11 protein-coding genes are annotated in these 12248 nt (G+C 72.4%); 7 read left to right on the top strand and 4 right to left on the bottom strand.

Going from position 1 to position 12248, the window contains the following annotated elements:
* Nucleotides 1-38: 38 nt before the first annotated feature.
* Nucleotides 39-338: a YciI family protein gene (locus tag AC0693_RS30390; RefSeq protein ID WP_478803437.1), complete on the bottom strand. Its 300-nt coding sequence runs from the start codon at nucleotides 336-338 to the stop codon at nucleotides 39-41.
* 25 nt (nucleotides 339-363) lie between these two features.
* Between AC0693_RS30390 and AC0693_RS30385 the strand changes: the two genes are divergently transcribed.
* Nucleotides 364-1041 (top strand): endonuclease V, encoded by a 678-nt coding sequence (locus AC0693_RS30385; protein WP_469317389.1) that lies wholly within the window; start codon nucleotides 364-366, stop codon nucleotides 1039-1041.
* Between the two features lie 43 nt (nucleotides 1042-1084).
* On the opposite strand, the gene AC0693_RS30380 is transcribed toward AC0693_RS30385, so the two are convergent.
* Nucleotides 1085-2371, bottom strand: a complete 1287-nt coding sequence (locus tag AC0693_RS30380; RefSeq protein WP_478803436.1) for a saccharopine dehydrogenase family protein — start codon at nucleotides 2369-2371, stop codon at nucleotides 1085-1087.
* A gap of 95 nt (nucleotides 2372-2466) precedes the next feature.
* Between AC0693_RS30380 and AC0693_RS30375 the strand changes: the two genes are divergently transcribed.
* The 5 genes from AC0693_RS30375 (at nucleotide 2467) to AC0693_RS30355 (ending at nucleotide 8777) form a co-directional block, all read left to right on the top strand.
* Nucleotides 2467-2859 (top strand): MmcQ/YjbR family DNA-binding protein, encoded by a 393-nt coding sequence (locus AC0693_RS30375; protein WP_478803435.1) that lies wholly within the window; start codon nucleotides 2467-2469, stop codon nucleotides 2857-2859.
* A gap of 155 nt (nucleotides 2860-3014) precedes the next feature.
* Nucleotides 3015-4142: a CaiB/BaiF CoA transferase family protein gene (locus AC0693_RS30370; RefSeq protein WP_478803509.1), complete on the top strand. Its 1128-nt coding sequence runs from the start codon at nucleotides 3015-3017 to the stop codon at nucleotides 4140-4142.
* A gap of 5 nt (nucleotides 4143-4147) precedes the next feature.
* Nucleotides 4148-5290 (top strand): acyl-CoA dehydrogenase family protein, encoded by a 1143-nt coding sequence (locus AC0693_RS30365; RefSeq protein WP_478803434.1) that lies wholly within the window; start codon nucleotides 4148-4150, stop codon nucleotides 5288-5290.
* Between the two features lie 53 nt (nucleotides 5291-5343).
* Nucleotides 5344-6558: an acetyl-CoA C-acetyltransferase gene (locus tag AC0693_RS30360; RefSeq protein WP_356405132.1), complete on the top strand. Its 1215-nt coding sequence runs from the start codon at nucleotides 5344-5346 to the stop codon at nucleotides 6556-6558.
* 47 nt (nucleotides 6559-6605) lie between these two features.
* Nucleotides 6606-8777 carry a 3-hydroxyacyl-CoA dehydrogenase NAD-binding domain-containing protein gene (locus AC0693_RS30355; protein ID WP_478803433.1) on the top strand — a complete coding sequence of 724 codons (2172 nt, stop codon included), beginning with the start codon at nucleotides 6606-6608 and terminating at the stop codon, nucleotides 8775-8777.
* A 3-nt stretch (nucleotides 8778-8780) separates the two neighbouring features.
* Here AC0693_RS30355 and AC0693_RS30350 read toward each other — a convergent pair whose 3' ends face one another.
* Together AC0693_RS30350 and AC0693_RS30345 are read right to left on the bottom strand one after the other, a co-directional pair.
* Nucleotides 8781-9467 (bottom strand): maltokinase N-terminal cap-like domain-containing protein, encoded by a 687-nt coding sequence (locus AC0693_RS30350; RefSeq protein ID WP_478803432.1) that lies wholly within the window; start codon nucleotides 9465-9467, stop codon nucleotides 8781-8783.
* A gap of 22 nt (nucleotides 9468-9489) precedes the next feature.
* A complete protein-coding gene (locus AC0693_RS30345) occupies nucleotides 9490-10218 on the bottom strand; it encodes a MerR family transcriptional regulator (protein ID WP_469317394.1) in 729 nt (242 codons plus the stop codon).
* A gap of 168 nt (nucleotides 10219-10386) precedes the next feature.
* Between AC0693_RS30345 and AC0693_RS30340 the strand changes: the two genes are divergently transcribed.
* Nucleotides 10387-12219, top strand: a complete 1833-nt coding sequence (locus AC0693_RS30340) for an AMP-dependent synthetase/ligase (protein WP_478803431.1) — start codon at nucleotides 10387-10389, stop codon at nucleotides 12217-12219.
* The last annotated feature ends 29 nt before the right edge of the window (nucleotides 12220-12248 follow it).

Genomic DNA, 12248 nt, shown 5'->3' with positions numbered 1-12248 from the left:
ACGGCACGGACAGCCCGCGCAGCGCCCCGCGGCAGCCGCTACGCCCGGGGCGCTTCGCGGACCGCGGCCAGGTCCGCCGAGGTCTTCGTGGCGATGAACTCCGTGATCCGGTAGGCGCAGACGCCCGCCACGATGAAGGGGTCCTCGGCGGCGATCCGCTCGGCCTCGGCGCGGGAGACGCCGCCCGCCAGGATCACGCCGCCTTCGCGCGGGACCTTGCGGCCCGACGCGAGGAAGACGCCCGAGGCGTAGTAGCCGTCCAGCCACGCCAGGTGCGCGTCCATGACGTCCTCGACGGCTTCGATGGGCGCGGTGTAGGACAACTCCATGACGAACATGATCGCCAGGCTACCCTCGCACCTCATGACGAGTGTGCAGACCCCCGCGGACGAGACCGAGGCCCGGGCGATACAGGACGAACTCCGCCACCGGGTGGTGCTCGACGAGGCCGGCCCCCCGGTCGGCCGCGGGCGGGTGACCGGGGTCGACGTGGCGTACGACGACGCGCGCGACCTGGTCGCCGCGGCGGCCGTCGTCCTCGACGCCCGCACCCTGGAGGTCGTCGAAGAGGCGACCGCCGTGGGGCGCGTGAGCTTCCCGTACGTCCCGGGCCTGCTCGCCTTCCGCGAACTGCCCACTGTGCTGGCCGCCCTGGACGCGCTGGCCGCGGACCCCGGGCTCGTCGTCTGCGACGGCTACGGACTCGCGCACCCCCGCGGCTTCGGCCTCGCCTGCCACCTCGGGGTGGTCACCGGGCTGGCCACCATCGGCGTCGCGAAGAACCCGTTCACCTTCACCTGTGAGGAACCGGGTGCGAGGAGGGGGGACGCCTCCCCCCTGCGCGCAGCCGACGGGACCGAGGTCGGCCGGGCGCTGCGCACCCAGGACGGGATCAAGCCCGTGTACGTGTCCGTGGGGCACCGGGTCTCCCTCGACAACGCCGCGGCGCACACCCTGGCCCTCAGCCCGCGCTTCCGGATCCCCGAGACCACCCGGCACGCGGACGCCCTCTGCCGCCGGGCCCTGCGCGAGGCGGGCTGACCGGCGCGTCAGGGCTCGGAGTGCGCGCCGGGGGCCTGCGGCCTCAGAGCGCGCGCTCGTCCACCACCCGGAAGCGGATCCCCGCCTTCTGGAGCCGTTCCAGCAGCGCGTCCCCCATCGCCACCGCCGTGGTCACCTGGCCGGAGGTGGCCGGGAGCCGGTCGTACGCGAGGCACAGGGCCGACTCCGCGAGCATCTTGGCCGTCTCCCCGTAGCCCGGGTCACCGCCCGCGACCTCGGTGAACACCCGCCGCCCGCCTCCCGCGCCCACGAAGCGGACCGTGAACCAGCTGCGGGCCCTGCGCTCGGCGTCCGGACCCCGCCCCGGCTCCCAGAGCCCCGAGAGCCAGTTCCGCACGGCCGGGATCTGGGCCAGGGCGACCGTCGCGCCGACCACCCCCGCACCCGCCACCGCGACCGGCAGGTGCCGTACGGAGGCGTAGTGCCGGTAGCGGAAGTCCGGACCGTAGCGCTCCAGCGCCGCCGCGGAGCGCGCCACCACCCGCGGATCCAGGGTCGGCAGCGGCAGCGCCCACGTCCCGGTCTCCCGGCTGTAGCGGGGCGCGCCGACCGGGCCCCGCGTCCGGCGGGCCGACTGCCGGGGCTCGTGCAGCCCGCGCGCCCGCGCGGCGGCCAGGGTCTGCGGTCCGCGGCCGAAGGCGCCGAGCGCGGAGGCCAGGGTGCCGCCGGAGAAGGCGGCCTGCGTGCGCAGGAACCCGTCCACGGTCAGCGGTACGCCCTCGGGCAGTTGCCGGACGGTGAAGTACGCGCCGAGGTCGGCAGGGACGGAGTCGAAGCCGCAGGCGTGCACGATCCGCGCGCCGCTCTCCCGCGCCCGCGCGTCGTGCTCGACGTACATCCGGTCCACGAACTCCGGTTCGCCGGTGAGGTCGAGGTAGTCGGTGCCGCTCTCGGCGCAGGCGGCGACCAGTTCGGCGCCGTAGCGGATGTACGGCCCCACGGTCGTGGCCAGTACCCCTGTGGAGGCGGCGAGTTCGCGCACCTGCCCGGGATCTGCGGCGTCGGCGCGCAGCAGCGGAAGGTCCGCGCAGCGGGGGTCGAGGGCGGTGAGCCGCTCACGCAGCCGTTCGAGTTTGGCGAGGTCCCGTCCCGCGAGGGCCCACCGGCATCCGGCGGGCGCGTGCGCGGCGAGGTAGGCGGCGGTGAGGGCTCCGACGAAGCCGGTCGCCCCGAAGAGCACGACGTCGTGGTCCCGTTCGGCGCGTCGCCGGGGCTGCTCGGGCTGCTGGTCCGGCTGCGGGTCCGACTGCTGATCCGGCTGGTCCTTCGGCGGTTCTGGCGCGATCTGGCTGCTGTTCCGGCTGTTCATCACCGCTCCTCCCGACTGCTGTCGGTCGCTGAGGCTAGCGTGAGGAACGGCTGTCCGTACGAGCAGGTGCGACCTGCGGTGAGTGGGAGGCGACGATGAAGGCTGCGGTGCGCACGTGGGAGGCGGTCCGGGAGTTCGCCCTCGGGCTGCCCGAGGCGGTCGAGGAGCACCCGTGGGGCCCGGAGGACTCCGTGGTGAAGGTCAACAAGAAGATCTTCGTCTTCCTCGGCAACGCGGACGGCCCCGAGCCGCCCGGTCTTTCGGTCAAGCTCAAGGACGAGGCGCTGCACGGTCACGCGATGACCGCGCCGGGCGCCGCGCCCACCGGGTACGGACTGGGCCGCTCGGGCTGGGTCACCGTACCGCTGGGGGAGAAGGGGTCGCCGGGCGCCGAGGTGGTGTGCGAGTGGGTGGAGGAGAGCTACCGGACCGTGGCTCTCAAGCGGCATGTGAAAGCGCTCGACGAACGCTCGGGGACGGTGGACTAGGGCCTCACTAAGCGCTTGCTCGGCCGACCCCTCCCAGGGGCTTGTGTTCGGCGGGGCCCCTTCCTAGCATCACTGGTGTTACATCAGTTGTGTCACACAGGGGTACCACGGAGGCTGGGGGCTCGATGGCAGTGACCGCGATGACCGGGACGGCGATGACGGGGACGCCGACCGGCCCGCTGGCCGGCGTGCGCGTCGTCGAGCTGGCGGGCATCGGCCCCGGGCCGTTCGCCGCCATGCTCCTCGCCGACCTCGGCGCGGACGTCGTCCGCGTGGACCGGCCCGGCGGGGGCGGCCTGGCCGTCGACCCGGCCTACGACATCACCAACCGCAACAAGCGCTCCGTGCTCCTGGACCTCAAGTCCGCCCGGGGACCCGCCCGCGTCCTGGACCTGGTCGAGCGGGCCGACGTACTCATCGAGGGGTTCCGCCCCGGGGTGGCCGAGCGGCTCGGCGTCGGCCCGGCCAAGTGCCACGCCCGCAACCCCCGGCTGGTCTACGGCCGGATGACCGGCTGGGGCCAGGAGGGCCCGCTCGCTCACAGCGCCGGGCACGACATCGCCTACATCGCGGTCACCGGCGCCCTCGGCATGATCGGCAACCCGGACGAGCCGCCCGCCGTCCCCGCCAACCTCGTCGGCGACTACGCGGGCGGCTCCCTCTACCTCGTCATCGGGGTCCTCGCCGCCCTCCAGCACGCCCGCGCCACCGGGACCGGCCAGGTCGTCGACGCGGCGATCGTCGACGGCACCGCGCACCTCACCTCGATGATCCACGGCATGATGGCGGCCGGAGGCTGGCAGGACCGGCGCGGGGCCAACCTGCTCGACGGCGGCTGCCCCTTCTACGGGACCTACGAGACCTCCGACGGCGGGTACATGGCGGTCGGAGCGCTGGAGCAGCAGTTCTACGACACCTTCACCGACCTGCTCGGCATCAAGGACCAGGCACCCGCCCGCAAGGACCTGGCCCGCTGGGGCGAACTGCGCGAGGCCGTCGCCGCCCGCTTCAGGACGCGCACCCGCGCGGAGTGGACCGAGGTCTTCGACGGTACGGACGCCTGCGTGGCCCCCGTGCTCTCGCTGCGCGAGGCCCCGGCCCACCCGCACCTCGCCGCCCGCGGCACCTTCACCGAGGTCGGCGGGATCACCCAGCCTGCCCCCGCCCCCCGCTTCTCCGCGACCCCGGCCGCCGTGCACAGCGGCCCCGCCCTGCCGGGCGCGCACACCGCATCCGTGGCCCGCGACTGGGACGTCCCGGCCCTGACCGAGCAGGAGGACTGAGACCCGTGGAGCGACGGATCTTCGAGCCCGAACACGAGACGTTCCGCGAGAGCGTGCGCACCTTCCTCGCCAAGGAGGTGCTGCCGCACTACGAGCAGTGGGAGAAGGAGGGCGTCGTCAGCCGCGATGCCTGGCGGGCCGCGGGGCGCCAGGGCCTGCTGGGGCTCGCGGTGCCCGAGGAGTACGGCGGCGGCGGGAACCCCGACTTCCGCTACTCCGCCGTCATCGCCGAGGAGTTCACCCGGGCGGGCACCCCCGGGCTGGCCATCGGCCTGCACAACGACATCATCGGGCCGTACCTCACCTCGCTGGCCACCGACGAGCAGAAGCGCCGCTGGCTGCCCGGCTTCTGCTCGGGCGAGACGATCACTGCCATCGCGATGACCGAACCGGGCGCGGGCTCCGACCTCCAGGCCATCCGGACCAGCGCCGAGGACCGCGGCGACCACTGGGTGCTGAACGGCTCCAAGACCTTCATCTCCAACGGGATCCTGGCCGACCTGGTGATCGTCGTCGCGAAGACCACCCCCGAGGGCGGGGCGCACGGCCTGTCCCTGCTGGTGGTGGAGCGCGGCGCCGAGGGCTTCGAGCGCGGCCGCAACCTCGACAAGATCGGCCAGAAGGCGCAGGACACCGCCGAGCTGTTCTTCCACGACGTCCGCGTGCCCAAGGAGAACCTGCTCGGCGAGCTGAACGGCGCCTTCGTCCACCTGATGACCAACCTCGCGCAGGAGCGGATGGGCATCGCGATGGCGGGCATCGCCGCCGCCGAACACCTGCTGGAGATCACCACCACGTACGTCAAGGAGCGCGAGGCCTTCGGGCGGCCGCTCGCCAAGCTCCAGCACGTCCGCTTCGAGATCGCGGAGATGGCCACCGAGTGCGCCGTCACCCGCACCTTCCTCGACCGGTGCATCGTCGACCACGCGAACGGCGAGCTGGACGCCGTCCACGCCTCGATGGCCAAGTGGTGGGCGACCGAACTGCAGAAGCGGGTGGCCGACCGCTGCCTCCAACTGCACGGCGGATACGGCTACATGAGTGAGTACCGGGTGGCGCGGGCGTTCGTCGACGGCCGCATCCAGACCATCTACGGCGGCACGACCGAGATCATGAAGGAGATCATCGGCCGTTCCCTGCTCGGCTGAGACCGGCACCTCCCCTCCCCGCCCGACCATCGAACCCTCGAAAGGCCTGACCAGTGAGCACCGAAGCGTACGTGTACGACGCGATCCGCACCCCGCGCGGCCGCGGCAAGGCCAGCGGATCCCTGCACGGCACCAAGCCGATCGACCTCGTCGTCGGCCTCATCCACGCCCTGCGCGAGCGCAACCCCGGCCTGGACCCGGCCACCATCGACGACATCGTGCTCGGCGTCGTGGGCCCCGTCGGCGACCAGGGCTCGGACATCGCGCGGATCGCGGCGATCGCCGCCGGACTGCCGGACACCGTGGCCGGCGTACAGGAGAACCGCTTCTGCGCCTCGGGCCTGGAAGCCGTCAACCTGGCCGCCGCCAAGGTCCGTTCCGGCTGGGAGGACCTGGTCCTCGCGGGCGGGGTCGAGTCCATGTCCCGCGTGCCGATGGCCTCGGACGGCGGCGCCTGGTTCAACGACCCGATGACGAACTGGGACGTCAACTTCGTCCCCCAGGGCATCGGCGCCGACCTGATCGCCACCATCGGGGGGTTCTCCCGGCGCGACGTGGACGAGTACGCCGCCCTGTCCCAGGAGCGCGCCGCCGCCGCCATCAAGGACGGCCGCTTCGCCAAGTCCGTCGTCCCGGTCACCGACCGCAACGGCCTGGTCGTCCTGGACCACGACGAGTTCGTCCGCCCGGGCACCACGGCCGACAGCCTGGCCCGGCTCAAGCCCTCCTTCGCGGACATCGGCGACCTCGGCGGCTTCGACGCCGTCGCGCTGCAGAAGTACCACTGGATCGAGAAGATCGACCACGTCCACCACGCGGGCAACTCCTCCGGCATCGTCGACGGCGCCTCGCTCGTCGCGATCGGCTCCCGCGAGGCGGGGGAGAGGAACGGCCTCGCGCCGCGCGCCCGGATCGTGTCGGCCGCCGTCTCCGGCTCCGAGCCCACCATCATGCTCACCGGCCCCGCCCCGGCCACCCGCAAGGCCCTTGCCAAGGCCGGACTGACCATCGACGACATCGACCTCATCGAGATCAACGAGGCCTTCGCGGGCGTCGTCCTGCGCTTCGTCCAGGACATGGGCGTCTCCCTCGACAAGGTCAACGTCAACGGCGGCGCCATCGCGCTCGGCCACCCCCTCGGCGCCACCGGCGCGATGATCCTCGGCACCGTCATCGACGAGCTGGAGCGCCAGGACAAGCGCTACGGCCTCGTCACCCTCTGCGTCGGCGGCGGCATGGGCGTCGCCACCGTCGTCGAGCGCCTCTGACCGTCCCTGTCCCCGGCACACCCCTTTCTCACACGGAAGTAGCGAACATGAGCGAGTCCACCACGATCCGCTGGGAACAGGACGAGACCGGCGTCGTCACCTTGGTCCTCGACGACCCGAACCAGTCCGCCAACACGATGAACCAGGCCTTCAAGGACTCCATCGCGGCGATCGCCGACCGCGCCGAGGCCGAGAAGGACTCCATCCGGGGCATCGTCTTCACCTCCGCCAAGAAGACCTTCTTCGCGGGCGGCGACCTCAAGGAGATGATCCGCCTCCGTCCCGAGGACGCGCAGCTCGCCTTCGACACCGGCACCGCCATCAAGGCCTCCCTGCGCCGGATCGAAACCCTCGGCAAGCCCGTCGTCGCCGCCATCAACGGCGCTGCCCTCGGCGGGGGTTACGAGATCGCGCTCACCTGCCACCACCGCGTCGCGCTCGACGCCCCCGGCTCCAAGATCGGCCTGCCCGAGGTCACCCTCGGCCTGCTCCCGGCCGGTGGCGGCGTGACCCGCACCGTGCGCCTCATGGGCATCGCCGACGCCCTCCTCAAGGTGCTGCTCCAGGGCACCCAGTACAACCCGAAGCGCGCCCTGGACAACGGCCTCGTCCACGAACTGGCCGCCACCCCCGAGGAAATGCTCGCCAAGGCGCGCGCCTTCATCGACGCCAACCCGGCCTCGCAGCAGCCCTGGGACGTCCCCGGTTACCGGATCCCGGGCGGTACGCCGGCCCACCCCAAGTTCGCCGCCAACCTCCCAGCGTTCCCGGCCAACCTGAAGAAGCAGCTGAACGGCGCCCCGTACCCGGCCCCGCGCAACATCCTGGCCTGCGCCGTCGAGGGTTCCCAGGTCGACTTCGAGACCGCGCTGACCATCGAGGCCCGCTACTTCACCGAGCTCGTCACCGGACAGACCGCGAAGAACATGATCCAGGCGTTCTTCTTCGACCTCCAGGCCGTCAACTCCGGCGCCAGTCGCCCGCAGGGCATCGCCCCCCGCACGGTCCGCAAGGTCGCCGTCCTCGGCGCGGGCATGATGGGCGCGGGCATCGCCTACTCCTGCGCCCGCGCGGGCATCGAGGTCGTCCTCAAGGACGTCAGCGCCGAAGCGGCCGCCAAGGGCAAGGCCTACTCCGAGAAGCTGCTCGACAAGGCGCTCTCCCGCGGCCGCACCACAGAGGCCGAGCGCGCCGCACTCCTCGCCCGGATCACCCCCACGGCCGACCCCGCCGACCTCGCGGGCTGCGACGCGGTCATCGAGGCCGTCTTCGAGGACACCTCGCTGAAGCACAAGGTGTTCCAGGAGATCCAGGACGTCATCGAACCCGACGCGCTGCTCTGCTCCAACACCTCTACGCTCCCCATCACGGGACTCGCCGAGGGCGTCTCGCGCCCCGTGGACTTCATCGGCCTGCACTTCTTCTCGCCCGTCGACAAGATGCCGCTGGTGGAGATCATCAAGGGCGAGCGCACCGGTGACGAGGCGCTGGCCCGCGCCTTCGACCTGGTCCGCCAGATCAACAAGACCCCGATCGTGGTCAACGACTCGCGCGGGTTCTTCACCTCACGGGTGATCGGCCAGTTCATCAACGAGGGCGTCGCGATGGTCGGCGAGGGCATCGAGCCCGCCTCCGTCGAGCAGGCGGCCGCCCAGGCCGGATACCCGGCGAAGGTGCTCTCCCTGATGGACGAGCTGACCCTGACGCTGCCCCGCAAGATCCGCAACGAGACCCGCAAGGCCTTCGAGGACGCCGGACGCGACTGGGCGGAGCACCCGGCGGACACCGTCATCGACCGGATGGTGGACGAGTTCGGCCGCCCCGGCCGCAGCGGTGGCGCGGGCTTCTACGACTACGACGAGACGGGCAAGCGGGCCGGGATCTGGCCGGGCCTGCGCGAGCACTTCACCAAGCCGGGCACGGAGATCCCGTTCACCGACATGAAGGAGCGGATGCTCTTCTCCGAGGCCCTGGACACCGTCCGCCTCTTCGAGGAGGGCGTGCTGACCTCGGTCGCCGACGCCAACATCGGCTCCATCATGGGCATCGGCTTCCCGGCCTGGACCGGCGGCGTGATCCAGTACATCAACGGCTACGAGGGCGGCCTGCCCGGCTTCGTGGCCCGCGCGCGCGAGCTGGCCGCGGCCTACGGCGAGCGGTTCGCCCCGCCCGCCCTCCTGGTGGAGAAGGCCGGGCGCGACGAGACCTTCACGGACTGACGCTCAGCGCTCGATGCGGGCGTCGGGCGCCGGGGGGCCGAAGGACAACGAGGCGAAGACCCCCCGGTGCGCGGCGCCGTCCGGCGCGCTCCAGCCCGCGAGGAGCCCTTCGGGGCCCGCGTCGGAGCCCGGAGCGGCGTCGGCCGGCCGCAGCACGCGCGTCACCTCCAGCCGTGCGCCGCCGGGCAGCAGGACCTCCGTCCCGCCCGGCCCGTCGGCCACCAGCGGCAGCTCGTCGGCGGGGAACTCGGCGACCTCCGGACCGGCGTACACCGCGGTCACGGAGGGTTCGGGAGTGTTGCTGACGCTCTGGTGCTGGGCGTGCGCGCGGCCCTGGATCAGGGCGAGCAGCCGGTCCACGCAGACCGGGTCGTGCGCGCCGTCGTACACCCAGCGGCGCCCGAGCACCCCGTGCTCCGAGGTCCCGATCAGCCCCGCGTCGGTGCCCTCCAGTGGCGCCCCGCGATAGGTGACCGGCAGGTGGTAGGTGACCGGCCGCTCGCCCGCGGTGTCGGTGAGCACCATGAACTCGATGCCCACCTCGCCCTGCGGATCATCGAGCCGGAAGCCGCCGGCCCTGGCCGGTTCCGGGGGCCGCCCGGCCGCGAGGTACCAGGGCCGCCCGGGCAGCCACGCGGCGAGAAGCTCCAGCTTCCCGGGGTTCATCGAGGTCTTGTGGATGATCGCCATGGCAAAAAACTACCCCCGTCTTCTACTCCGAGACGAAAGCTGCCCGCAGCTCTTCCTTCAGGGACCGCTGAAACGCCGTCACCAGGGCCTGCACGACCATCGGTTGCATGTGGGCGGACAGCGACTTCATCGCCTCCACCCGCTCCGGATCGCTCTCGCCCTCGGTGAACGGCCCCCACACCTCGTCCCGGAACAGGGCGGTCAGCTCGTGCGCCGCCGTCCGCGCGTGCTCCAGCAGTACGGTGCGCGCCGAGAGGATCGTCTCGTGCGCGATCGGTACGTCGAGCAGCGCGACCCCGAGCCGCAGCAGCCCCACGTCCACCCGGAAGGCGTCCGGGTCCGGCGTCGGCGCCAGCACGTTCATCGCGCTCAGCCGCCGCAGGTCGGAGTCCGACAGGGGCCGCCCGGCGCGCTTCTCCAGCTCCTCCCGCGAGGACTCCAGCGCCGCGTCCGGGGCCCAGGTCGCCACCAGCGCCCGGTGGATCGCCAGATCGTGCGCGCTCAGGTCGTCGGGCAGCGCGTCGAGGTAGCGCTCGATCGCCGACAGGGTCATCCCCTGGTGCTGCAACTCCTCGATCAGGGCCAGCCGGGAGAGGTGCTCCGGCCCGTAGTGGCCGACCCGACGGGGTCCGATCACGGGAGGGGGCAAAAGGCCGCGGGTGCTGTAGAAACGTACGGTGCGGACGGTCACGCCCGCCCGGGACGCCAGCTCGTCGACGGTGAGCGTGGGCTCGGGCGCCTGGGTGGTCATGGTCTCCGCCTCGCTCTCTGCACAGCACGTCAGCACGTCAGTACCCGGCACCTCAGCACTTCAGCACCTCAGTACGCCGGCACCTCAGCACGTCTCTGATGCGCGCCACCGTTCGTGTTCAACAGTATTGCTGTCGCACCAACGATGTGAAACGGCCAGGAGCTGCCCATGACCACGAACCTGCGACTGCCCGGACCGCCCGACGGGATCACCCTGCCCGCCCTGCTCGCCCGCAACGCCACCGACCACCCGGAGCTCCCCGCCCTCTCCTGGCGCGAGGGGCCCGGCTGGACCACCCTCAGCTGGTCCGAGGCGCGCCGCAAGGTCGGCGTCCTCGCCGCCGGATACGCGGCCCTCGGCGTCGGGCGCGGCGACCACGTCCTGATGATGATGGGCAACCGCCCCGAGCACTGGCTCAGCGACCTCGCCCTCGTCCACCTCGGCGCCGTCCCCGTGACCGTCTACGGGACCTCCGCGCCCGAGCAGGTGGCGCACATCGCCCGGCACAGCCGGGCCCGCGTCGCCGTCATCGAGGGCGCCCGCGAACTCGGCCGCTGGGAGCCCCTGCTGGGCGACCCGGACGTCCCCCTGGAACGCCTGGTGGTGGCCGAGGCCGCCGACGCGGGCGCGCACGGCACGTACGGCTCCCTGTACGCGAGCGGCGCCCGGACCTTCCGCTCCGACGCCTTCGAGAAGGCCTGGCGGGAGGCCCGCCCCGAGGACCCGCTGACCGTCGTCTACACCTCCGGGACCACCGGCGACCCCAAGGGCGTGCGGCTGAGCCACCGCAACCTCATGCTCCAGACCGTCCGCCTCGACCGGCACACCGAACTGCCCGAACACGCCGAGCACCTCTGCTACCTGCCCTTCGCCCACATCGCCGAGCGGGTCCTCGGGATCTACCTGCCGCTGCTGCGGGCCGCCCACGTCCGGCTGTGCGCCGACCCGACGGCCGTCGCGGGCGCGGTCCGCGAACTGCATCCGGTGCAGTTCTTCGGGGTGCCCCGGGTCTGGGAGAAGCTCGCGGCGTCCGTACGGGCCGTGCTGGCCCGGCTGCCCGCGGAGCAGCAGAGCGCCATAGCGGCCGCCAACGACCTGGCCCGGACCCGCGCCGCACACCGCGAGCGCGGCGAGGAGGTGCCGGCCGCCGTCGAGGCGGCCTACGGCCGGGCCAAGGAGCGGGTGCTCGATCCGCTGCTGGTCCTGGCCGGGCTGGACCGGCTCGTCTGGACGGCAAGCGCCACCGCGCCGATGCCGCTGGACGTGGTCCGCTTCTGGGCGGGCTGGGGGATCACCATCATGGACGCCTGGGGACTGACCGAGACCTCCGGCGTGTGCACCGTCAACAGCGCCGACGGCTTCCGCCTCGGCTCGGTCGGCCGGCCGATCGAGGGCCTGGAACTGAAGCTCGCCGAGGACGGCGAGATCCTCACCCGGGGCGCCACCGTCTTCGACGGCTACCTGCGGGCCGACGGGACGGTGGAGCGCGCGAGCGACGCCGATGGCTGGTTCCCGACCGGGGACATCGGCCGGCTCGACGAGGACGGGTTCCTCTGGCTGACCGACCGCAAGAAGGAACTCATCATCACCTCGAACGGCAAGAACGTCTCGCCCGCCCTGGTGGAGAACACCGTCAAGGAACATCCGCTGATCGGCCAGGCCATGGTGCACGGCGACGGCCGCTCCTACCTGGTCGCCCTGCTGGTCCTGGACGCCGAGATGGCCCCCGCCTGGGCCGCCGCCCACGGCATCGAAGCCACCGGCCCCGAAGAACTGGCCGCCCATCCGGCCGTCGTGGCGGAGATCGCCCGCGCCGTCACGGCCTCCAACGCCCGCCTCAACCGCACCGAGCAGATCAAGCGCTACCGGCTGCTCACCGGCGAATGGGGCCCGGACTCGGGCGAGCTGACCCCGTCCCTGAAACTCCGCCGCCGCGTCATCCGCGAGAAGTACGCCGCCCAACTCGAAGCCCTCTACGAGGACCCGCCGGGCGGGGCGTAACGGCAACCCGCGACCGCGTTCACCGGGAG

The organism is Streptomyces sp. NPDC043876 (assembly GCF_056435825.1).
Note: the sequence above shows the minus strand (reverse complement) of the source record. Positions and strands in the feature narration are given on the sequence as shown.

Bases quoted from the DNA above. Each gene is read 5' to 3' on its own strand.
- AC0693_RS30390 (WP_478803437.1), bottom strand. From the start codon at position 338: ATGTTCGTCATGGAGTTGTCCTACACCGCGCCCATCGAAGCCGTCGAG.
- AC0693_RS30385 (WP_469317389.1), top strand. From the start codon at position 364: ATGACGAGTGTGCAGACCCCCGCGGACGAGACCGAGGCCCGGGCGATA.
- AC0693_RS30380 (WP_478803436.1), bottom strand. From the start codon at position 2,371: ATGAACAGCCGGAACAGCAGCCAGATCGCGCCAGAACCGCCGAAGGAC.
- AC0693_RS30375 (WP_478803435.1), top strand. From the start codon at position 2,467: ATGAAGGCTGCGGTGCGCACGTGGGAGGCGGTCCGGGAGTTCGCCCTC.
- AC0693_RS30370 (WP_478803509.1), top strand. From the start codon at position 3,015: ATGACGGGGACGCCGACCGGCCCGCTGGCCGGCGTGCGCGTCGTCGAG.
- AC0693_RS30355 (WP_478803433.1), top strand. From the start codon at position 6,606: ATGAGCGAGTCCACCACGATCCGCTGGGAACAGGACGAGACCGGCGTC.
- AC0693_RS30350 (WP_478803432.1), bottom strand. From the start codon at position 9,467: ATGGCGATCATCCACAAGACCTCGATGAACCCCGGGAAGCTGGAGCTT.
- AC0693_RS30345 (WP_469317394.1), bottom strand. From the start codon at position 10,218: ATGACCACCCAGGCGCCCGAGCCCACGCTCACCGTCGACGAGCTGGCG.
- AC0693_RS30340 (WP_478803431.1), top strand. From the start codon at position 10,387: ATGACCACGAACCTGCGACTGCCCGGACCGCCCGACGGGATCACCCTG.